At 48.4% G+C, this 23,330-nt stretch carries 20 protein-coding genes; all 20 read left to right on the top strand.

Annotated features, from left to right (window positions below):
• The 20 genes from wcaE to FDW96_RS16980 all read left to right on the top strand — a co-directional run bounded on the left by wcaE (position 1) and on the right by FDW96_RS16980 (position 23,321).
• Complete coding sequence (gene wcaE / locus FDW96_RS17075; protein WP_042307459.1) at positions 1-747, top strand: colanic acid biosynthesis glycosyltransferase WcaE; 747 nt, start codon at positions 1-3, stop codon at positions 745-747.
• 9 nt (positions 748-756) lie between these two features.
• Entirely contained in the window at positions 757-1,311 is a 555-nt protein-coding gene (gene wcaF / locus FDW96_RS17070; protein WP_042307461.1) for a colanic acid biosynthesis acetyltransferase WcaF, read from the top strand.
• A gap of 24 nt (positions 1,312-1,335) precedes the next feature.
• Positions 1,336-2,457: a GDP-mannose 4,6-dehydratase gene (gene gmd / locus FDW96_RS17065; RefSeq protein WP_038641779.1), complete on the top strand. Its 1,122-nt coding sequence runs from the start codon at positions 1,336-1,338 to the stop codon at positions 2,455-2,457.
• Between the two features lie 2 nt (positions 2,458-2,459).
• Complete coding sequence (locus tag FDW96_RS17060; protein ID WP_137366010.1) at positions 2,460-3,425, top strand: GDP-L-fucose synthase; 966 nt, start codon at positions 2,460-2,462, stop codon at positions 3,423-3,425.
• 2 nt (positions 3,426-3,427) lie between these two features.
• Positions 3,428-3,907: a GDP-mannose mannosyl hydrolase gene (locus tag FDW96_RS17055; protein WP_042307464.1), complete on the top strand. Its 480-nt coding sequence runs from the start codon at positions 3,428-3,430 to the stop codon at positions 3,905-3,907.
• Positions 3,904-5,130 carry a colanic acid biosynthesis fucosyltransferase WcaI gene (gene wcaI, locus FDW96_RS17050; RefSeq protein WP_079223536.1) on the top strand — a complete coding sequence of 409 codons (1,227 nt, stop codon included), beginning with the start codon at positions 3,904-3,906 and terminating at the stop codon, positions 5,128-5,130. Before FDW96_RS17055 ends, wcaI begins: the two co-directional genes overlap by 4 nt.
• The gene (cpsB, locus tag FDW96_RS17045) at positions 5,130-6,566 is read left to right on the top strand and encodes a mannose-1-phosphate guanyltransferase (protein WP_079223538.1); all 1,437 of its coding nucleotides are present in this window, start codon (positions 5,130-5,132) and stop codon (positions 6,564-6,566) included. The genes wcaI and cpsB overlap by 1 nt, the downstream gene beginning before the upstream one ends.
• A gap of 105 nt (positions 6,567-6,671) precedes the next feature.
• A complete protein-coding gene (cpsG, locus tag FDW96_RS17040; protein ID WP_137349939.1) occupies positions 6,672-8,042 on the top strand; it encodes a colanic acid biosynthesis phosphomannomutase CpsG in 1,371 nt (456 codons plus the stop codon).
• A 54-nt stretch (positions 8,043-8,096) separates the two neighbouring features.
• Positions 8,097-9,491, top strand: coding sequence for an undecaprenyl-phosphate glucose phosphotransferase (wcaJ, locus tag FDW96_RS17035; RefSeq protein WP_042307472.1), 1,395 nt, complete (start codon positions 8,097-8,099; stop codon positions 9,489-9,491).
• A gap of 1 nt (position 9,492) precedes the next feature.
• On the top strand, positions 9,493-10,971 hold the full coding sequence (locus tag FDW96_RS17030) for an MOP flippase family protein (protein ID WP_137366009.1): 1,479 nt from the start codon (positions 9,493-9,495) through the stop codon (positions 10,969-10,971).
• Positions 10,972-10,994: 23 nt separating this feature from the next.
• Entirely contained in the window at positions 10,995-12,275 is a 1,281-nt protein-coding gene (gene wcaK / locus FDW96_RS17025; RefSeq protein WP_079223545.1) for a colanic acid biosynthesis pyruvyl transferase WcaK, read from the top strand.
• Entirely contained in the window at positions 12,272-13,492 is a 1,221-nt protein-coding gene (wcaL, locus tag FDW96_RS17020) for a colanic acid biosynthesis glycosyltransferase WcaL (RefSeq protein ID WP_061382014.1), read from the top strand. Before wcaK ends, wcaL begins: the two co-directional genes overlap by 4 nt.
• Positions 13,493-13,503: 11 nt before the next feature.
• Positions 13,504-14,898 carry a colanic acid biosynthesis protein WcaM gene (gene wcaM / locus FDW96_RS17015; protein ID WP_137366008.1) on the top strand — a complete coding sequence of 465 codons (1,395 nt, stop codon included), beginning with the start codon at positions 13,504-13,506 and terminating at the stop codon, positions 14,896-14,898.
• Positions 14,899-15,063: 165 nt separating this feature from the next.
• A complete protein-coding gene (gene galF / locus FDW96_RS17010; protein ID WP_137366007.1) occupies positions 15,064-15,957 on the top strand; it encodes a UTP--glucose-1-phosphate uridylyltransferase GalF in 894 nt (297 codons plus the stop codon).
• A 625-nt stretch (positions 15,958-16,582) separates the two neighbouring features.
• Entirely contained in the window at positions 16,583-17,623 is a 1,041-nt protein-coding gene (locus FDW96_RS17005) for a Gfo/Idh/MocA family protein (protein WP_137366006.1), read from the top strand.
• 10 nt (positions 17,624-17,633) lie between these two features.
• Positions 17,634-18,908 (top strand): Vi polysaccharide biosynthesis UDP-N-acetylglucosamine C-6 dehydrogenase TviB, encoded by a 1,275-nt coding sequence (gene tviB / locus FDW96_RS17000; RefSeq protein WP_137366005.1) that lies wholly within the window; start codon positions 17,634-17,636, stop codon positions 18,906-18,908.
• 80 nt (positions 18,909-18,988) lie between these two features.
• A complete protein-coding gene (locus FDW96_RS16995; protein ID WP_137366004.1) occupies positions 18,989-19,564 on the top strand; it encodes an acyltransferase in 576 nt (191 codons plus the stop codon).
• Between the two features lie 24 nt (positions 19,565-19,588).
• Complete coding sequence (locus FDW96_RS16990) at positions 19,589-20,674, top strand: DegT/DnrJ/EryC1/StrS aminotransferase family protein (RefSeq protein WP_137366003.1); 1,086 nt, start codon at positions 19,589-19,591, stop codon at positions 20,672-20,674.
• A 54-nt stretch (positions 20,675-20,728) separates the two neighbouring features.
• Positions 20,729-21,913, top strand: a complete 1,185-nt coding sequence (locus tag FDW96_RS16985; RefSeq protein ID WP_212732923.1) for a glycosyltransferase — start codon at positions 20,729-20,731, stop codon at positions 21,911-21,913.
• Positions 21,906-23,321, top strand: a complete 1,416-nt coding sequence (locus FDW96_RS16980; protein WP_137366001.1) for a lipopolysaccharide biosynthesis protein — start codon at positions 21,906-21,908, stop codon at positions 23,319-23,321. Before FDW96_RS16985 ends, FDW96_RS16980 begins: the two co-directional genes overlap by 8 nt.
• Positions 23,322-23,330: the final 9 nt, after the last annotated feature.

The following is a 23,330-nucleotide window of genomic DNA, read 5'->3' as shown; positions in this document are numbered from 1 at the left end:
ATGCTGCTCAGTATTATTACCGTCGCCTTTCGCAATCTGGAAGGGATCGTCAAAACTCACGCCTCGCTGGCACAGCTGGCGCAGGCAGGCGATATCAGTTTTGAGTGGATTGTTGTCGATGGGGGCTCCTCTGACGGTACGTCGGCGTTTCTTGAAGGACTCGGTGGAGAGCACCGGTTACGGTTTGTCAGTGAGCCGGATAACGGCATTTATGATGCGATGAACAAAGGCATTGCGATGGCGCGCGGGCGGTTTGCACTGTTCCTCAATTCCGGCGATATTCTGCATGCCGATGCGGCCCAGTTTATCCGCCAGCTAAAAACGCAGAGCGATAAAGCCATGGTGATCGGCGACGCGTTGCTGGATTTTGGCAATGGCAACAAAATTAAGCGCCGGGCAAAGCCGGGTTGGTATATTTATCACAGCCTGCCCGCCAGTCATCAGGCCATCTTTTTTCCGCTCTCCGGACTCAATATCTGGCGTTATGATCTGCAATATAAAATATCGTCCGATTACGCGCTGGCTGCCAGGCTATATAAATCTGGTTACGCTTTCAAAAAACTGGACGGGCTGGTGTCCGAGTTTTCGATGGGCGGGGTGTCAACGACGAATAATCTGGAATTATGCCGCGATGCAAAAAAAGTGCAGCGGCAGATATTACATATGCCAAGTTTTTTCACTGGGGTTTCTGAATATTTACGGTTGCGTACAACCGGTAAAACCAAAACCTTATATGGCAAAACGTAAGGGCACATTATGCAAGATTTAAGCGGTTTTAACGTGCCGAAAGGTTTTCGCGGTGGCGGCGTCATTAAAGTGCAATTATGGTGGGCGGTACAGGCAACACTATTTCGCTGGTCACCCCAGGTAATGTATCGCTGGCGTGCGTTTTTATTACGAATGTTCGGCGCGAAAATAGGAAAAAACGTAGTTATTCGACCTTCAGTAAAAATTACTTATCCGTGGAAATTAACCCTGGGAGATTATGCCTGGGTGGGCGATGACGCGGTTTTATACACGTTAGGTAATATTACGATTGGCGCCCATGCGGTTATTTCGCAGAAAAGTTATTTATGCACCGGAAGTCATGATTACGCCAGCCAATATTTTGATATTAACGCCACACCGATTGTGGTTGGCGATAAATGCTGGCTGGCGACAGATGTCTTTGTCGCGCCAGGCGTGACGATTGGCGATGGCACCGTCGTTGGAGCACGAAGCAGCGTATTTAAATCGCTGCCAGCAAATGTCGTTTGTCGGGGAAACCCCGCAGTAGTCACGCGCGAACGCGTTGAGAAAGTTACTCCCTGAGGGGATCATTGAAGAGGTAATAACATGTCAAAAGTCGCTCTCATCACTGGCGTAACCGGGCAGGATGGTTCTTACCTGGCAGAATTCCTGCTGGAAAAAGGGTATGAAGTACACGGCATTAAGCGTCGCGCTTCATCATTCAACACCGAACGTGTGGACCATATCTACCAGGATCCACATTCAAGCAACCCCAAATTCCATCTGCACTATGGCGATTTGACGGATTCATCCAACCTGACCCGTATTTTAAAAGAGGTCCAACCGGACGAGGTCTATAACCTGGGCGCCATGAGTCACGTCGCGGTGTCGTTTGACTCACCGGAATACACCGCGGACGTCGATGCAATTGGTACGTTGCGTTTGCTGGAGGCTATCCGCTTCCTCGGTCTGGAAAAGAAGACCCGTTTCTATCAGGCCTCCACCTCAGAACTGTACGGCCTGGTGCAGGAAATTCCGCAGAAAGAGACCACGCCGTTCTACCCGCGCTCGCCCTATGCGGTAGCTAAGCTTTACGCCTACTGGATTACCGTTAACTACCGTGAATCCTACGGTATGTATGCCTGTAACGGCATTTTGTTTAACCACGAATCTCCACGCCGTGGTGAAACTTTCGTCACCCGTAAAATCACCCGCGCCATTGCCAACATCGCTCAGGGCCTGGAGTCGTGCCTGTACCTGGGCAACATGGATTCGCTGCGTGACTGGGGGCATGCCAAAGATTACGTCAGGATGCAGTGGATGATGCTGCAGCAGGATCAGCCGGAAGATTTCGTCATTGCCACCGGCGTGCAGTATTCCGTGCGTCAGTTTGTAGAAATGGCGGCGGCGCAACTGGGTATCAAACTGCGTTTTGAAGGTGAGGGCGTGAATGAAAAAGGCATTGTGGTTTCCGTGACCGGACACGATGCGCCAGGCGTGAAACCTGGGGACGTGATAATCGCCGTCGATCCACGCTATTTCCGTCCGGCAGAAGTAGAAACGCTGCTGGGCGACCCGGCCAGAGCGCATGAAAAACTCGGCTGGAAACCGGAGATTACGCTGCGCCAGATGATCTCTGAAATGGTCGCTAACGACCTTGAAGCAGCGAAGAAACATTCCCTGCTGAAGTCGCACGGTTACGAGGTTGCCATCGCGCTGGAGTACTGAGGATGAATAGACAACGTATTTTTGTGGCAGGCCATCGCGGGATGGTGGGGTCCGCCATCGTAAGACAGCTGGCCCAACGAGATAATGTTGAACTGGTGCTGCGTACCCGAGATGAGCTTAACCTGCTGGACGGAGACGCGGTGCGTCAGTTCTTCGCCGCTGAACGTATTGACCAGGTGTACCTGGCGGCGGCAAAAGTGGGGGGAATTGTAGCCAATAACACTTATCCCGCTGATTTTATTTACGAAAATATGATGATTGAGAGCAACATTATTCATGCGGCGCATCTGCATAACGTGAATAAACTGCTGTTTCTCGGATCATCGTGTATTTATCCCAAACATGCTACCCAGCCAATAGCCGAAAGCGAACTCTTGCAGGGGCAACTGGAGCCGACCAATGAACCGTATGCGATTGCCAAAATAGCCGGCATCAAGCTGTGTGAATCGTATAACCGTCAGTATGGCCGTGATTATCGCTCGGTGATGCCGACGAATTTGTACGGGCCGCATGACAACTTTCATCCAAGCAATTCGCATGTGATCCCGGCGCTGCTGCGCCGCTTTCACGAAGCCTGCGAGCAAAATGCGCCGGATGTGGTGGTGTGGGGAAGCGGTACGCCGATGCGCGAGTTTCTGCATGTGGATGATATGGCGGCGGCCAGTATCCACGTAATGGAGCTGGCTCATGAAGTCTGGCAGGAATATACCCAGCCGATGCTGTCGCACATCAATGTGGGTACCGGCGTGGACTGCACCATCCGTGAGCTGGCCCAGACCATCGCCAAGGTCGTGGGTTATAAGGGACGCGTGGTGTTTGACGCCAGTAAACCGGACGGGACGCCGCGTAAATTGCTCGACGTTACGCGTTTGCATCAGTTGGGCTGGTATCACGAGATATCACTTGAGGCAGGGCTTGCCAGCACCTGGCAGTGGTTCCTTGAAAACCAGCAGCGTTATCGGGGGTAAGCATGTTTTTACGTCATGAGGATTTTGCCACCGTTGTACGTTCAACCCCGCTGATTTCTATCGATTTGATCGTGGAAAATGCCGAGGGAGAGTTTCTGCTCGGTAAGCGTCTCAATCGTCCGGCGCAGGGCTACTGGTTCGTTCCCGGCGGTCGTGTGCAAAAAGATGAATCGCTCCACGCGGCTTTTGAACGGCTGACTGAAGCTGAGTTGGGGGTGCGTCTACCGCTGTCCGCCGCTGAGTTTTATGGTGTCTGGCAGCACTTCTATGACGACAACTTTTCCGGGGATGATTTCTCAACGCATTACATCGTGCTGGGATTTCGTCTGCGTGTATTAGAAAACGACCTGCAACTGCCTGAGGCCCAACATGATGCCTACCGCTGGCTGGCGGTAACGCAAATTCTGGCCAGTGACAGCGTACACGCCAACAGCCGGGCTTACTTCTGCCCGGCAAGCCAGACCGGAGTGCCTGGGCTATGAAGATCCTGGTGTATGGCATCAACTACTCGCCGGAGCTGACCGGTATCGGCAAATACACCGGTGAAATGGTGGAGTGGATGGCGCAACAAGGTCATGACGTTCGGGTGATCACCGCGCCGCCTTATTATCCGCAATGGAAAGTTAATGGTCGCTATTCATCCTGGCGCTATCGTCGCGAGGAGGGGGATGCCACTGTCTGGCGTTGTCCGCTGTATGTGCCTGAGCAACCCTCAACGCTCAAGCGCCTGCTGCATTTGGGCAGTTTCGCCCTGAGCAGTTTCTTCCCGCTGCTGGCGCAACGTCGCTGGAAGCCGGATCGCATCATCGGCGTGGTGCCGACGCTGTTTTGTACGCCGGGTATGCGCTTGCTGGCAAAACTCAGCGGCGCACGCACGCTGCTCCACATTCAGGATTATGAAGTCGATGCCATGTTGGGACTTGGTATGGCGGGCAAAGGTAAGCGCGGTATGGTGGCGAAACTGGCCAGCGCCTTTGAACGCAGTGGTTTGCACAACATGGATAATGTTTCGACGATTTCCCGTTCCATGATGCACAAAGCCATGGAAAAAGGTGTTGCGCCACGCAAGGTTATTTTCTTTCCCAACTGGTCGGAAGTGGCGCGCTTTCGTGACGTGACCGACGCCGATGTCCTGGCGTTGCGCCAGAAACTGGGATTGCCCGCAGATAAAAAAATCATTCTCTACTCGGGCAATATCGGTGAAAAGCAGGGGCTGGAGAGCGTTATCGAGGCGGCGACCCAGTTGAGTGAGCAACCCTGGCTGTTTGCGATCGTCGGGCAGGGCGGGGGCAAAGCGCGGCTGGAGACCATGGCCAGCGAACGCGACCTGCGTAACGTAATGTTCTTTCCGCTGCAATCTTATGACGCGCTGCCTGCGCTGCTCAAGCTCGCGGACTGTCATCTGGTCGTACAAAAGCGTGGCGCGGCGGATGCGGTACTGCCGTCCAAACTGACAAATATTCTTGCCGTTGGCGGTAACGCGGTGATTACCGCCGAACCTGAGACCGAGTTGGGTCAGTTGTGTAACGCTCACCCAGGCATCGCGGTGTGTGTCGAGCCTGAATCAGTGAATGCGCTGGTTGGCGGGATACAACAGGCGCTAACCATGCCAAAAGTTAACACGGTGGCACGTGAGTATGCCGAACGCACGTTGGATAAAGAAAACGTGCTGAGTCAATTTATTGCTGATATTCGGGGTACATGATGAGTCAAAACAAACTCTTTCCGGTAGTGATGGCCGGTGGCTCGGGGAGCCGTCTATGGCCGCTGTCTCGCGTACTGTATCCAAAGCAGTTCCTGTGTCTGAAAGGCGATCTCACCATGTTGCAGACGACAATTTGCCGTCTGAACGGTGTGGAGTGCGAAAGTCCGGTGGTTATCTGCAATGAACAACACCGTTTTATCGTTGCGGAACAGTTACGGCAACTGCACAAACTGACCGAGAACATTATTCTCGAACCTGCCGGACGCAACACGGCGCCGGCGATAGCGCTGGCTGCGCTGGCGGCAAAACGTCAGTGTCCGGGGGACGATCCGCTGCTGCTGGTACTGGCGGCGGATCACATGATTGCCGACGAAGAGGCATTTCGCGAAGCGGTTCGCAATGCGATGCCGTATGCCAGCGCGGGTAAACTGGTGACGTTTGGTATCGTTCCGGACCAGCCGGAGACCGGCTATGGCTATATCCGTCGAGGCGAGGTTTCACCGTCGAATACTGACGCGGTGGCTTTTGAGGTGGCGCAGTTTGTTGAAAAACCGAATCTGGAAACCGCACAGGCGTATGTGGCAAGCGGCGACTATTACTGGAACAGCGGTATGTTCCTGTTCCGGGCCGGTCGTTACCTGGAGGAACTGAAAAAGTATCGTCCCGACATCCTTGAGTCCTGCGAGAATGCCATGAGTACCGTCGATCCCGATCTCGATTTTATTCGCGTTGATGAACAGGCGTTTCTCGCCTGCCCGGAAGAGTCTGTGGATTATGCGGTAATGGAGCGTACGGCCGATGCGGTGGTGATGCCCATGAACGCAGGCTGGAGCGATGTCGGCTCCTGGTCATCGCTGTGGGAAATCAGCGCCCATACTGCTGAAGGTAATGTGCATCACGGCGACGTCATTAGCCACAAAACGGAAAACAGCTACGTCTATGCCGAATCCGGGCTGGTGACGACCGTTGGGGTGAAAGATCTGGTGGTGGTGCAGACCAAAGATGCGGTACTGATTGCCGATCGCAACGCAGTACAGGATGTTAAAAAAGTGGTGGAGCAAATTAAAGCTGATGGACGCCATGAACACCACATTCACCGCGAAGTTTATCGTCCGTGGGGCAAGTATGACTCCATTGATGCCGGAGACCGTTACCAGGTCAAGCGAATTACCGTCAAGCCTGGCGAGGGATTGTCCGTGCAGATGCATCATCATCGGGCTGAGCACTGGGTTGTCGTTGCTGGCACCGCGAAAGTGACAATTAATGATGATATCAAACTGCTCGCTGAAAACGAGTCTGTCTATATTCCTCTCGGGGCAACCCACTGTCTGGAGAACCCCGGTAAAATTCCGCTCGATCTGATTGAAGTACGCTCCGGATCTTACCTCGATGAGGATGATGTGGTGCGGTTTGCGGACAGATACGGGCGCGCCTGATGCCTGATGCCTGATGCGCTGATGCGCACCAGGCAATGCATTTAACACTCATTAAAAAGGCTCATTAAGAGTCAGGGCCTCCTGTTGCCTGAAAAAGGGTAAATCATGACAAAACTGACCTGTTTTAAAGCGTATGACATCCGCGGCCGACTGGGCGAAGAGTTAAATGAAGAGATTGCGTGGCGCATTGGCCGCGCTTACGGCGAGTTCCTGAAGCCAAAAACCATCGTCCTCGGCGGCGATGTCCGCCTGACCAGCGAGACGCTAAAGCTGGCGCTGGCGAAAGGACTGCAGGATGCAGGGGTGGATGTGCTGGATATTGGTATGTCGGGCACCGAAGAGATTTATTTCGCCACTTTCCATCTTGGCGTTGATGGCGGTATCGAAGTGACCGCCAGCCATAATCCGCTGGATTACAACGGCATGAAGCTGGTGCGGGAAGGGGCGCGGCCCATCAGTGGTGATACCGGTCTGCGCGACGTACAGCGTCTGGCGGAAGCGAATGACTTCCCGGCGGTTGATGAGAGCAAACGTGGCCGCTACCAGCGGATTAATCCTCGCGATGCTTACATCGATCATCTGCTGGGTTACATCAATCCTGGCAACCTGAAACCGATGAGGCTGGTGCTCAATTCCGGCAACGGTGCGGCAGGTCCGGTGGTGGATGCCATTGAAGCCCGTTTTAAGGCGCTGGGCGTGCCGGTCGAGTTCATCAAAATTCACAACACGCCGGACGGCAATTTCCCCAACGGTATTCCCAACCCTCTGCTGCCGGAATGCCGGGCTGACACGCGCAATGCGGTGATTGAACACGGCGCGGATATGGGAATTGCTTTCGACGGGGATTTTGACCGCTGCTTCCTGTTCGATGAAAAAGGCCATTTCATTGAGGGGTACTACATTGTCGGCCTGCTGGCGGAAGCATTTCTGGAGAAGAATCCGGGGGCGAAAATCATCCATGACCCGCGCCTGTCCTGGAATACTGTGGATGTGGTGACGGCGGCCGGCGGTAAACCGGTGATGTCAAAAACCGGACACGCGTTTATCAAAGAGCGTATGCGCCATGAAGATGCCATTTACGGCGGTGAGATGAGCGCGCATCACTATTTTCGCGACTTTGCTTACTGCGACAGCGGGATGATCCCGTGGCTGCTGGTGGCGGAACTGCTGTGCCTGAAAGGACAGTCACTGGGCGAACTGGTCCGTGACCGGATGGCGGCGTACCCGGCGAGTGGAGAAATAAACAGCACGCTGGCGGAGCCGACGGCAGCGATAGCGCGGGTGGAGCAGCACTTTTGCCGTGAGGCGCTGACGGTGGACAGAACGGATGGCATCAGCATGTCGTTTGTCGACTGGCGCTTCAATTTACGCTCTTCCAATACCGAACCGGTGGTGCGCCTGAACGTGGAATCGCGCGGAGATATTCCGTTGATGGAAGCGCGAACGCGCACTCTTCTGGCGTTGCTGAATCAGTAATGCCGGTGCTTCCTTTGCCCGATGATGGGCCAAAGGCGACTAACAGGAACCACGATGACACATCTAAAGAAGCGCGAACGCGCCAAAACCAATGCGTCGTTAATTTCGATGGTGCAACGCTTTTCGGATATCACCATCATGTTTGGCGGGCTATGGGTAATCTGCGAATTAAGCGGTTTGCCTTTCCTGTACATGCACCTGCTGGTGGCGTTGATCACGCTGGTGGTTTTTCAGATGCTCGGCGGGATAACGGATTTTTATCGCTCCTGGCGCGGCGTCAAAATATCCACTGAGCTGGTGCTGTTGCTGCAAAACTGGACGCTGAGCCTGATTTTTAGCGCAGGCTTAATTGCCTTTAATAATGATTTCGATAACCGTCTTGCGGTCTGGCTGGCATGGTATCTGCTGTCAAGCGTAGGGTTGGTGTTGAGTCGTTCGTTTATTCGCTACGGCGCTGGATGGCTGCGTAATCGCGGTTACAACACCCGCCGGGTCGCGGTGGCTGGTGACCTGCCTGCCGGACAAATGCTGCTGGACAGCTTTCGCCATGAACCGTGGCTGGGGTTTGAAGTGGCCGGCGTCTATCACGATCCTATCCCCGGCAAAAACTCCCACGACTGGGCCGGGAACCTGCAACAGCTGGTGGATGACGCTAAAGCCTCACGCATTCATAACGTCTATATCGCCATGTCGATGAGCGATGGCGCCAGCGTAAAAAAACTGGTACGTGATCTGGCCGACACCACCTGCTCAGTGATCCTCATCCCCGATGTCTTTACCTTCAACATCCTGCATTCACGGATTGAAGAGATGAACGGTGTTCCGGTGGTGCCGCTGTATGACACGCCGCTTTCGGGAATTAACCGTCTGTTGAAGCGTGCGGAAGATATCGTGCTGGCCACGCTGATCCTGCTGCTGATTTCCCCGGTGCTGTGCGGTATTGCGCTACTGGTGAAACTGACCTCAAAAGGACCGGTAATTTTTCGCCAGACCCGTTACGGCATGGATGGGAAGCCGATCAAAGTCTGGAAGTTTCGCTCAATGAAAGTGATGGAAAACGACGCGGTGGTGACGCAGGCGACGCAAAACGATCCACGCGTGACGCCGGTGGGGAATTTTCTGCGTCGGACGTCACTGGATGAGTTACCGCAGTTTATTAACGTGCTGACCGGAGGGATGTCTATCGTCGGGCCGCGTCCACATGCGGTGGCGCATAACGAACAGTATCGCCAACTGATTGAAGGGTACATGTTACGTCATAAAGTGAAGCCGGGCATTACCGGTTGGGCGCAAATCAACGGCTGGCGGGGGGAAACCGATACGCTGGAAAAAATGGAAAAACGTGTGGAATTTGACCTCGAATATATTCGCGAGTGGAGCTTATGGTTCGATATCAAAATTGTTTTTCTGACTATATTTAAAGGCTTTGTGAACAAAGCGGCGTATTAACATGAGCTTACGAGAAAAAACACTGAATGGCGCGAAGTGGTCGGCGATTGCCACGGTGATCATTATAGGTCTGGGGCTTATCCAGATGACCGTCCTGGCGCGGATTATTGATAATCATCAGTTCGGGTTGTTAACCGTGGCGCTGGTGATCATTGCGCTGGCCGACACGTTGTCTGACTTTGGCATTGCCAATTCCATTATTCAGCGTAAAGAGATTGGCTACCTTGAGCTGACCACCCTGTACTGGCTCAATGTTGGACTCGGTATTGGGGTATGCGTGACGATGTTTCTGCTTAGCGAGACGATTGCCAGCGTACTCAATAATCCTGAACTGGCGCCGCTCATCAAAGCGTTATCACTGGCGTTTGTGGTAATACCGCACGGGCAGCAGTTTCGCGCGCTGATGCAAAAAGAACTGGCCTTTAACAAAATCGGCATGATTGAGACCAGTTCGGTGCTGGCCGGTTTTACCTTTACCGTGGTCAGTGCCCATTTCTGGCCGCTCGCACTGACGGCCATTCTGGGGTATCTGGTGAACAGTACGCTACGTACGCTGCTGTTCGGCTATTTTGGTCGCCAGATTTACCGTCCGGGGCCGCATTTCTCGCTGGCTTCCGTTTCGTCAAACCTACGTTTCGGCGCATGGCTGACGGCGGATAGCATCATTAATTACATCAATACCAACCTTTCTACGCTGCTGTTAGCCAGAACGTTGGGGGCAGGCGTCGCGGGTGGGTTCAATCTTGCCTGGAACGTGGCGGTTGTACCACCAATCAAACTGAATCCGATCATTACCCGCGTTCTGTTTCCGGCGTTTGCCAAAATTCAGGACGACAGCGAAAAACTGCGGGTGAATTTTTACAAGCTGCTGTCGGTGGTCGGGATCATCAATTTTCCGGCGCTGCTGGGATTAATGGTGGTATCGAACAATCTGGTGCCGCTGGTATTTGGCGAGAAGTGGAACGGTATTGTCCCCATCCTGCAACTGTTGTGCATTGTCGGGCTACTGCGCTCTGTCGGGAATCCGATCGGTTCACTGCTGATGGCGAAGGCGCGGGTTGATATCAGCTTCAAATTCAATGTGTTCAAAACCTTTCTGTTTATTCCGGCCATTTTCATCGGCGGACATCTGGCGGGGGCGACAGGCGTGACGCTGGGCTTTTTGCTGGTTCAGGTGATTAACACCATCCTCAGCTATTTCGTGATGATCAAACCTGTCCTCGGCCCCAGCTACCGTCAGTACATGCTCAGTCTGTGGCTACCGTTGTATCTCTCCATGCCAACCGTGGTTGTGAGCTATGCGCTGGGTTTTACCCTGCGCAACCAACTACCGTTAAGCGCGGTGCTGGGGTTGCAAATCGTGGCGGGAACGCTGGCGTTTGCGGTGATGATTGTGCTGTCGCGCCACCCGCTGGTGGTGGAAATAAAACGCCAGCTCTGTCGCAGTGAAAAAATGAAAACCTTGCTCCGTGCAGGATAAGAACAACGCTTTAAGAGGTCATAATGAAACTATTAATTTTGGGTAACCATACCTGCGGGAACCGAGGGGATAGCGCTATTCTGCGCGGTTTGCTGGATGCCATTAACGCGCAGCGTCCCGAGACTGAAGTCGATGTTATGAGCCGTTACCCGGTAAGCTCCTCATGGTTACTCAACCGTCCGGTGATGGGCGATCCGTTATATTCGCAGATGAAGCAACACAACAACGCTGCGGGCGTCATGGGACGGGTGAAGAAGGTCTTGCGCCGTCGCTATCAGCACCAGGTGTTGCTCTCGCGCGTTACGGACTCCGGTAATCTGCGCAACATCGCTATCGCCCAGGGATTTACCGATTTTGTCCGTTTACTGTCGCGTTACGACGCCATTATCCAGGTCGGCGGATCGTTTTTTGTCGATTTGTATGGTGTGCCGCAGTTCGAACATGCCCTGTGCTCATTTATGGCAAAAAAACCGCTGTACATGATTGGGCACAGCGTGGGGCCATTCCAGGATGAGCAGTTTAATCAACTGGCTAACTACGTTTTTGGTCACTGTAACGCGTTGATTTTGCGAGAATCCATCAGTCTGGATCTAATGAAACGTAGCGCAATAACCACGGAAAAAGTGGAAGCAGGTGTGGATACCGCCTGGCTGGTCGACAATCATCATCAGGATTTTGAGCCGGGCTACGCCGTACAGCACTGGTTGCACATGGCGGCAAAGCAGAAGACTGTGGCCATTACTTTGCGTGAACTGGCGCCCTTTGATAAGCGTCTGGGAACCACGCAACAGGCCTATGAACAAGCCTTTGCTGGGGTAGTGAACCGCATTCTCGCTGAAGGATACCAGGTGATAGCGCTGTCAACCTGTACCGGTATTGATAGTTACAACAAAGATGACCGTATGGTGGCGTTGAACCTGCGTCAGTATGTTAACGATCCGGCCCGTTATCACGTGGTCATGGATGAACTCAACGACCTTGAGATGGGTAAAATTCTCGGGGCATGCGACCTGACGGTGGGCACCCGCCTGCACTCTGCCATCATTTCGATGAATTTTATGACACCAGCCATCGCTATTAACTACGAGCATAAGTCGGCAGGGATCATGCAGCAACTGGGATTACCGGAAATGGCCGTCGATATTCGCCATCTTTTAGATGGCAGTCTGGAGGGCAAGGTCGCCGATATTCTCGGACAGCTTCCCGAACTGAACATACGGGTAGGGGATGCGGTTATGCGTGAACGCGAACGTGGGGTGCGCATGGTGGAGTCGGTATTAACGCGCATTGAGGGGGAAAAATGAAGATTGGTTTTTTCCTGCTTAAATTTCCACTCTCCTCAGAGACCTTTGTGTTAAATCAGATCACTGCGTTTATCGATATGGGCTATGAGGTGGAGATTGTCGCTATGCATAAAGGCGATCTTGAAAATACGCATGCCTCATTTAATGCCTACCAATTGGGCGATAAAACGCGCTGGCTGCTGAATGAACCGGACGGCAAACTGGCAAAGCTGAAATTCAGGGCGGCTGCTGCATTGCAGGGCATCACCCGTGCGGCCACCTGGAAAGCGCTGAATGCCTCTCGCTATGGCGACGAGGCGCGCAATCTGATTTTGGCGGCTATTTGCGGTGGAAATCCGCAGGCGTTTCAGGCGGATGTCTTTATTGCGCACTTTGGCCCGGCAGGCGTGACGGCTGCCAAACTGCGTGAGCTTGGGATGATCCGCGGGAAAATAGCTACGGTATTTCATGGAGTTGATATTTCACACCGGGACGTTTTGGCCCGCTATACCCCCGAATATCAGCAGTTGTTTCAGCGCGGTGACTTGATGCTGCCCATCAGCAATCTCTGGGCCGGACGGTTAAAAAACATGGGATGTCCGCCGCAGAAAATTGCCGTCTCGCGTATGGGAATCGATATGACGCGCTTTACCCCCCGCCAATTGAAATCGCCAACCGCGCCGTTGGAGATTATTTCTGTCGCGCGCTTAACCGAGAAAAAAGGGCTGCACGTCGCCATCGAAGCCTGTCGGCAGTTGAAAGAGCAGGGCGTCTTATTTCGCTATCGCATTCTTGGCATTGGTCCCTGGGAGCGTCGTCTGCGGACGCTGATTGAACAATATCAACTCGATGATGTGATTGAGATGCCCGGCTTTAAACCCAGCCATCAGGTGAAGGAGATGCTTGAGCAGGCAGATGTATTTCTGCTGCCTTCCATCACCGGCAGGGATGGTGATATGGAAGGGATCCCGGTAGCGCTGATGGAGGCGATGGCGGTGGGGATCCCGGTTATTTCGACGGTTCACAGCGGGATCCCTGAGCTGGTGGAATCGGGTAAATCTGGCTGGCTGGCGCCGGAAAACGATGCCCAGGCGCTGGCTGAACGGTTGGCGGCATTCAGCCAGCTCGACAGTGAGCAGGTGCAGCCGATTGTGCAATGCGCGCGAGAAAAAATTGAAACTGAATTTAATCAGTTAGCGATTAATAAACAGTTAGCCAGCCTGCTGCAAACGATGTAAATCGAGGTTGTATGTCAGAGAAAAAACTCTCACGTCGTGCTTTTCTGACGGCAGGCTCTGCGCTTGTCGTGCTGCACTCTCCCGTTGGTCGGGCGCTTGAATCATCTGGCCGCATCAATATTCAGGATTACAACCCAAAAGATTGGGTCGCATCTTTCAGGCAGGCATTCGAAGAAGGGCAAACTGTAGTCGTACCACAAGGGCTGGAATGTAAGAATATCAATACTGCGATTGTTATTCCACCTGGCAAAACGCTGTCCGTTCAAGGCCGCATAAGCGGCAGTGGGCGTGGGCGCTTTGTTCTGCAGGATGGATGCAAGGTGATAGGTGAGCAGGGCGGTAGCCTGAGGAATGTTACCCTCGATGTGCGGGGGTCGGACTGCGTAATAAAAGGGATTGCCATGAGTGGTTTTGCTCCGGTAACGCAAATCTATATTGGCGGCAAAAACTCAAGGCTGATGCGTAATCTGACAATCGATGATATTACCGTTACGCGTGCTAATTATGGGATCCTGCGTCAGGGCTTTCATAACCGCATGGACGGCGTAAAGATCACGAACAGCCGTTTTAGCGATTTACAAGGGGACGCTATCGAGTGGAATGTAGCGATAAACGACAGCAATATCCTCATTTCTGACCATGTCATCGAACGTATCAACTGTACCAACGGCAATGTGAACTGGGGCATCGGTATCGGGCTGGCGGGGAGTACTTATGATAATAGTTATCCCGAGGAACTGGCGGTAAAAAACTTTGTAGTGGCGAACATCACCGGTTCCGACTGCCGGCAGCTAGTGCATGTGGAGAACGGCAAACACTTTATTATCCGTAATATTACCGCGCGAAATATCACTCCGGATTATAGTAAGAAAGCGGGCATTGATAATGCGACGGTCGCGATTTATGGGTGTGATAATTTCGTTATTGATAATATCAATATGGAGAATAGCGCAGGTATGCTCATTGGCTATGGCGTCATCAAAGGGCGATATTTATCCATTCCGCAAAATTTTAAGTTAAATAATATTCATCTGGATAACTCGAAACTGGAATACAAATTACGTGGCATCCAGATCTCCTCCGGTAATGCCACGTCTTTTGTGGCCATCACTAATCTAGAGATGAAGCGCGCCACGCTGGAGTTGCACAACCAACCGCAGCACCTTTTCTTACGCAACATCAAGGTCATGCAGCAATCCACGACGGGACCCGCACTCAAGATGCATTTTGATCTTCGCCAGGATGTACGCGGAAAATTTATGGCTAAACAGGATACCTTGCTATCACTGGCGAATATCCATGCGGTAAACGAAACCGGGCAAAGTTCAGTTGACATTGACCGGGTAAACCATCAGGTGGTGAATGTAGAAGCGGTGAATTTCCGACTGCCGGAGCAGGGGAGGTAACTTTGCGACCATTCCTGGCTCGAATTGACCCTACTTGAGCTTAAGATTACTGCATTCTGTAGATAAGCGGCGTAACATGCGCGGTATCGGTGCAATGTAATTCATACTGGCTAAAACAAGCTAAAAAGCTATAATTCAGCAACAATTGAATAGGTGAATGACTTAATGACTAATTTGAAAGCAGTTATTCCGGTAGCGGGCCTCGGGATGCACATGTTGCCAGCCACGAAGGCAATCCCGAAAGAGATGCTGCCAATCGTAGACAAGCCGATGATTCAATACATTGTCGACGAGATTGTAGCTGCTGGCATTAAAGAAATCGTTCTGGTAACGCATGCGTCCAAGAACGCAGTTGAGAACCACTTCGACACCTCTTACGAACTCGAATCGTTGCTCGAGCAGCGTGTTAAGCGCCAGTTATTAGCTGAGGTGCAGTCCATCTGTCCTCCTGGCGTCACTATCATGAACGTTCGTCAGGCGCAATTACTCGGCCTGGGCCATTCAATCCTTTGCGCTCGCCCGATTGTTGGGGACAACCCGTTCGTCGTGGTGCTCCCGGATGTCGTTCTTGATACCGCAAGTGCGGACCCTCTGCGTTACAACCTGGCTGCCATGGTTGCTCGTTTTAATGAAACCGGGCGTAGTCAGGTGCTGGCCAAGCGTATGGAAGGCGATCTGTCTGAGTACTCGGTTATTCAGACCAAAGAGCCTTTAGACAACGAAGGTAAAGTTAGCCGTATTGTTGAATTCATCGAGAAACCCGATCAACCACAAACGCTGGATTCCGATCTGATGGCCGTAGGGCGCTATGTGCTTTCTGCTGATATTTGGGCAGAACTGGAACATACACAACCTGGCGCCTGGGGCCGTATCCAGTTAACGGATGCTATTGCAGAGCTGGCGAAAAAACAGTCTGTTGACGCTATGCTGATGACGGGTGACAGCTACGACTGCGGTAAAAAACTGGGCTACATGCAGGCTTTTGTGAAGTATGGACTGCGTAACCTGAAAGAAGGTGCCAAGTTCCGCAAGGGCATCGAGAAGCTACTGAGCGAGTAGATATTTACAGGTCTTTGTGACGGTAAGCCAGAAAAAATAGCGGCAGCTAACATCCCTGTGTCTATGCTTTATGCTGTGGGATGTTACTGTCGTTTTTTTATGAAAAACAACCACTAACAAAGAGTTAACCTACTAAGTTTAATCCTGGATTGGGTTGATTTTTCCTTGTTTCTGGTAGCATTTGGTAAGACAATTAGGGAGAAGATTTAGACCTCCTGCAAGGAGGCGGAAAATTGTGTGATAAGCAGTGCACTGGTAGCTTTTGAGCCAGGGGCGGTAGCGTACTTGAATATTGGCAAGGAGTATTCAAATATTGCATGCAACATGGTCTTTTTTTTGCTGACTAGCTTTAAAGTTGAGTTAAGAACAAGTAACGGACTAAAAAAACTATGCTTCTATGCTGCTAGAGTTGCACTGTTCTACCAATTCACAGGGTTGTATTAAACGGTCAGAATAATTTTATTGTGTACAACAGATTATCCTAACGTAATTTGAAAGCAAAACATTCTCCGTTTTTTGTGATTTTTACATCATATAAATATATAGTTAGTCAATATCTCAAAATCTAAGTGTTCGTTTTCGCATAGTTTATGGAAAACGGACAATGTATCTAATTGGAGTAATTATGATATTACAAGAAAAAATTAGAATCGCTGTCGTAGGATGTGGTCGTATATCTAAAAACCATTTTGGTTCAATAGACAAGCTATCAAATGAATATGAATTGGTGGCTATCTGTGATAATGACTCTGAAGTACTAGAGAAACATAAAGCGGAATACAATGTACCGGGCTATTTGTCACTGGACGATATGCTGAAAAGTGAAAAGTTAGACCTGGTAACCATTTGTACTCCCAGTGGGATACATGCTAGCCAAACGATTAAAGCTGCAAAAGCAGGCGTAAACGTTATCACTGAGAAGCCCATGGCGACCAAATGGGAAGATGGACTGGCAATGGTTCGGGCGTGCGATGAAGCCGGGGTAAGGCTGTTCGTTGTGAAGCAAAACCGCCGCAATTCAACGCTGCAGTTGCTGAAACGCGCTGTTACTGAGAAGCGCTTTGGCAACATTCATATGGTTCAGTTGAATGTTTTCTGGACACGTCCACAAGAATATTATGATCGTGCAAAATGGTCCGGAACGTGGGATATGGATGGCGGAGCGTTTATGAACCAGGCTACGCATTATGTTGACTTATTACACTGGTTAGTAGGGCCTGTTGAAAGAGTTCACTCAATGCTTTCTACACACCGGGATATTGAAGTTGAAGACACCGGGGTAGTTAACATTAAGTGGCGAAATGGTGCGTTGGGTTCAATGTCAGTAACGATGTGTACTTATCCAAATAACTATGAAGGGTCTATTACCATTTTGGGAGAAAAAGGGACTGTTCGTATTGGTGGGGTAGCCGTAAACGATATTCAGGAGTGGACGTTTTCGGAGCCTAAAGATTATGATGCCCAGGTCGAATCGGCAAATTATGAAACGACATCTGTTTATGGCTTTGGCCATCCCCCTTACTTCCAAAATGTTGCAGATGTATTACGCGGCAGAGCAGAGCCAGAAACTGATGGCCGTGAAGGATTAAAATCACTCGAATTATTGATATCAATCTATCGTTCTGCAAGAGATAGGAAAGAAGTTGGTTTGCCATTAAATATTTAATAGGTTATTTATGAATCTCGCTGATTTGAAAATAGGTATTGTGGGTTTAGGATATGTCGGTTTACCGTTAGCTGTAGAGTTTGGTAAAAAATTCCCTACGTACGGCTTTGACATTAAAAGTGATAGGGTATGTGAACTGAAGGAAGGAAGAGACTCAACGCTGGAATGTGAAGAAAAGGAATTGGCTGAAGCTATTCATTTAACTTACACAGATAGCCTTGAAGATATAAAACAATGCAACTTTTACATTGTTACAGTTCCTACTCCTATTACGGATGATAAAACACCAGATCTTACCCCACTAGTAAAAGCTTCAGAAACGTTAGCAAAAGTTATTAAGAAGGGCGATATTGTTGTTTTTGAATCGACCGTTTATCCGGGGGCAACGGAAGAAATCTGTCTGCCGATTATTGAGAAATTATCTGGATTAATCTTTAACCAAGACTTCTTCGCAGGTTATAGTCCGGAGAGGATTAACCCGGGTGATAAAGTTAATCGATTGACGACAATTGTAAAAATCACCTCAGGATCAAATACTGAAGTCGCTGATTACGTAGATCAGGTATATCGTCAGATTATTACTGTCGGGACTCATAAAGCGTCCTCTATTCGGGTTGCTGAAGCAGCAAAAGTTATAGAAAATACTCAGAGAGATCTCAATATCGCAGTTATCAATGAATTTGCGAAAATCTTTAATAGATTAGGTATTGATACAGAAGAGGTACTGAAGGCTGCTGGAACTAAATGGAACTTTTTGCCATTTAAACCGGGCTTGGTTGGTGGACATTGTATCAGTGTTGACCCCTATTATTTGACCCACAAAGCGCAAGAGGTAGGTTACCGACCAGAAGTAATCTTGGCTGGACGTCGAATCAATGACGGCATGGGGGAATATGTCGCGACACAATTAGTTAAGCATATGGCTCGTAGGAAAATAAATATCGATGAAGCAAAAGTATTAGTAATGGGTTTCACCTTCAAAGGTGACTGCCCGGATGTACGTAATACTAAAATTATCGATATAATTAAGGAATTAAAAGAGTTCAATATGAACGTTGATGTCTACGATAGTTGGGCATCACACCCTGAGGTGAAGCATGAGTACGGTATTGATTTGATTCAAAAGCCGGAGCAAGGGAAATATGATGCTATCATTCTTGCGGTTGATCATAGCGAAACCAAAGAAATGGGCGTCACTGCTATTCGTGCATTAGGTAAGTCAGAACATGTCTTATATGACGTTAAGCATGTATTGTCGTTAGGTGAATCGGACCTACGTCTATAGTGTTTCTCTAAAATCATAATACCTCGTAATGAATAACAATTTGTCGCGAGGTATTGATACACTCAGACAGGAGTATTGGAATGAATTATTACAAGCATGATTCTGCTATCGTTGATGACGGAGCACAAATTGGTGCAGGCTCTCGTGTATGGCATTTTGCCCATGTCTGTGGTGGTGCAAAAATTGGCGAAGGAGTTTCGCTAGGGCAAAATGTTTTTGTTGGCAACAAAGTTACCATTGGGGACCATTGTAAGATTCAAAACAATGTATCCGTTTATGACAATGTTCATTTAGCTGAGGGCGTTTTTTGTGGTCCCAGCATGGTTTTTACCAATGTGTATAATCCCCGTTCATTAATTGAAAGAAAAGATCAATATAGAGATACCATTGTTAATAAAGGTGCAACGTTAGGTGCTAACTGCACGATTGTTTGTGGTGTAACGATCGGTGAATATGCCTTTATCGGTGCAGGTGCAGTAGTCAATAAAGATGTACCACCGTATGCCCTAATGGTCGGTGTACCTGCTAAACAAATAGGCTGGATGAGTGAATTTGGCGAGCAACTTGATTTACCTATTGAAGGTAAGGGAAGTATTACTTGTCAGCATACAGGCAGTGTCTATCATCTTGACGGCAAAGAATTAAGAAAAAATTAATTCACTAAAATATCAGGTGCGGAAATGCAATTTATTGATTTAGTCGTGCAGCAAAATCGTATTAAAGAACAACTCGATTCTGCAATTAAAAAAGTACTCGAACATGGTCAGTATATTTTAGGTCCAGAAGTGGCCGAACTTGAAACTAAGTTGGCAGAGTTTACAGGTGCGAAGCACTGCATAAGTGTTGCGAATGGTACAGATGCACTACAAATTGCGCAAATGGCTTTTGGTATTGGTCCGGGTGATGAAGTAATCACCCCAGGATTTACTTATATCGCGACAGCGGAAACGGTGGCATTGCTGGGAGCTAAACCAGTGTATGTAGATGTCTGCCCTAAAACGTATAATCTTGATCCTAAAAAATTAGAAGCAGCTATCACCCCAAGAACAAAAGCGATCATCCCAGTCAGCCTCTACGGCCAGTGTGCAGATTACGATGCAATTAATGCTATTGCTGATAAATACGGAATTCCTGTGATTGAGGATGCTGCTCAGAGTTTTGGTGCAAGTTATAAAAACAAACGGTCATGTAATTTAACGACCGTGGCTTGTACTAGTTTTTTCCCTAGCAAGCCTTTGGGTTGTTATGGGGATGGTGGTGCTATTTTTACTAATGATGACGAACTTGCTACAGTAATTCGACAAATAGCCCGTCATGGTCAGGATCGTCGCTATCATCATATCCGTGTTGGTGTGAATAGTCGTCTTGATACTCTCCAGGCTGCAATATTGCTACCTAAACTAGAGATATTTGAAGAGGAAATGCAACTTCGCAATAAAGTGGCGAAGCGTTACAGTGAATTGCTTAATGATGCAGGTATTACAACTACTCCATATATAGAAGAACATAATATTAGCGCGTGGGCACAGTATACAATTTTGGTGAAAAATCGTACGCACGTGCAGCAAAAGCTGCAGCAGGCTGGAATTCCAACTGCCGTACATTATCCAATTCCATTGAACAAACAGCCCGCAGTGGCAGATGACAGTGTTGTACTGCATTATGGTGATCAAATTGCTGATGAAGTTATTAGTCTGCCAATGCATCCATATATGACAGAAGAAGATATTCGACTTGTCGTAAATGCTTTAGTTAACTCATTATAATAATTTATTTTAAATTCATCTGGTTGTTTGATACTTATAAGGGATTTTATGACGATGTCGTCAAAGCCGTTACATGTGTTAATTATCCCATCCTGGTATCCATTATCTCCCTCTGATATCGGAGGGAGTTTTTTTAGGGAACAAGCTCTGGCGTTAAAAAAACGCGGTGTGAAAGTCGGTGTTATTTCACCATGCATCCGTTCATTACGAACAGCAAAAGTGTTCCAACAGCCTTTTGGCATACATACTAATATTGATGAAGGTATACCGACCTTTAGATATCATGCAATAAACGTTATCCCACGAATGGAAAGGCTGTTCGAGAAAATGTGGGTAATGTTAGGAATGAAACTCTTTCTTGAATACAAGAAAGTGTATGGTCTGCCAGATGTTATGCATGTTCACTCCCTCGACAGGGCAGGTTTTCTCGCCTACGCGATTTCTAAAAAGTATAATATACCTTATATAGTTACTGAGCATAGTACAGCCTTTGCGAGATCTCTCATAAGTGAATCGAAAAGGAAAAGGCTTTTGAATGTGGTAAGTTCCGCTAGAAAACAATTAGCTGTTAGTCAACCATTTTCTGAGCTACTAAATAGTACTTTCCCAAACTCAAGCTGGGTTTATTTGCCAAATATAGTTTCTGACAAGTTTCTGGAAGCGTCAGAGGTAAAAGAGAAAAATGATAATATTTTTACCTTTATAAATATATGTATGCTTACGGAGAAAAAAAGAGTAGATAATCTGATTAAGGCGTTTTCACTACTTAATAAAAAATATAACAATATACGGTTAAAAATAGGTGGTGATGGCGTCTGTCGCAATGAGTTGGAAGAACTAGCCATTGAACTGAATGCAGATAATAAAGTTGAATTTTTAGGTGCACTCACGCGCGATGAAGTATTTACTCAAATAAACCAAGCTGATGCATTTGTTTTATCGAGTGAATATGAAACATTTGGTGTAGTTCTGATAGAGGCACTAGCCTTAGGCAAGCCGGTAGTTGCAACTCGATGCGGCGGTCCAGAATCTATAGTTACCGATGAGAGTGGCGTATTGGTAGAAAAAAATTCCGTATCGGCACTATGTAATGGCATGGAAATGATATATGCCAATCGTGAAAATCTTGATGCCAATAAAATAAGAACGTATTGCCAGCAAAATTTTTCAGAGGATGCAGTGACAGACAAATTATTACATATTTACCATACTATCTTGCGATCTAAAACCTATGAATAAAAAAACAATTGTCGCCTATGCAATTGGGCCAATTGGCTCAGCAATAGTTAGTTTTGCAAGCCTTCCTTTAATAGCGTGGTTTTATTCGGTTGAAGATGTCGGAAAGATATCAATATTTAATGCCGTCGCCAGTCTTGCTACCTTAGTTTTTTGTCTGGGACTTGATCAGGCCTTTGTTCGTGAATATCATGGTAGCGCGAATAAACCAGGGCTACTGAAGCAAGTTGTTCTGCCAGGCATCATATTAATGACTGCATTAGTCATACTGGCTACCGCATACGATACAAGATTGCTCTCAATACTTATATTTGATCAATCAAGTCAATTTCTTAGTATTATGGTGATTGTCTGTTTTTTTGTTCAATACATCGCTCGATTCTTATCACTTATTCTTCGTATGCAAGAACGTGCGATGGCATATTCGATGAGCCAATTATTACCTAAAGTTTTCTTTCTTTTATTTTTGCTGTTAGGGGTTGCATTAGGAAAAGACAAAACACTACATCAACTTCTGAGTGCTTATGTATTATCAGCGTGCTTAGTCTTTATTGTATATTTAGTTAATACAAGGCGAGACTGGCTACCCGCAATCAATACAAAAGTAGATAAAAATCAAATGAGTTCACTTTTTAAATTTGGACTTCCTTTGGTATTTGGCAGCTTAGCCTCTTGGGGTTTGAATGTAGCAGATAGATTTTTCCTGCGTTATTACTCTAGCTTTTCAGAACTCGGTATCTATTCAGTAACAATGAGCGTTGCCGCTGTAGCGACACTTTTTGCCGGTATTTTTAATACCATTTGGGCACCTTTAGTTTATAAATGGCTCAGTGAAGATAAAATAGATAATGAAAAAATTGACGAGATAGGCGAACATGTTCTGGCAGCGATATATTTTGCTATTGTTGGCTGTAGCGCTGTTGCATGGATAGTTCCATATCTGCTACCGCCACAATATAAAGCTATTGAATACTTGCTACCAATATGTCTTTTTGCCCCACTGTTATATACCCTATCTGAAGTTACAGCTGTAGGAATTGCAATATCAAGAAGAACTATCTTTTCAATGTTGGCATCTGTCGTGGCAATGTTATGCAATTTAGCAGGGAACTACTTACTGGTACCTCTCTACGGCGCGTCAGGGGCTGCAACGTCTACACTGTTGGCTTTTATTGTCTTTTATGTCCTGCGAACAGAGTTTTCCAAGCGTGTCTGGCGAGGCATTGCAACAAGAAAAACTTACTTGATACTGACAATATTAACCATACATGTCTTAACTAATGTATGGAGTCTGAAAGGGAGCATGATTGAAGTCTTGATTTCACTATGCCTACTGCTACTAGGTATTTATATGTTTAAAAATACAATTACTAGTTTATGGAACAGTGTGCGCACTGTTGCATTTAGATAATTGGGAGAA

It is taken from the genome of Citrobacter sp. TBCS-15, from assembly GCF_005280815.1.
Classification (GTDB): domain Bacteria; phylum Pseudomonadota; class Gammaproteobacteria; order Enterobacterales; family Enterobacteriaceae; genus Citrobacter; species Citrobacter werkmanii.
Note: the sequence above shows the minus strand (reverse complement) of the source record. Positions and strands in the feature narration are given on the sequence as shown.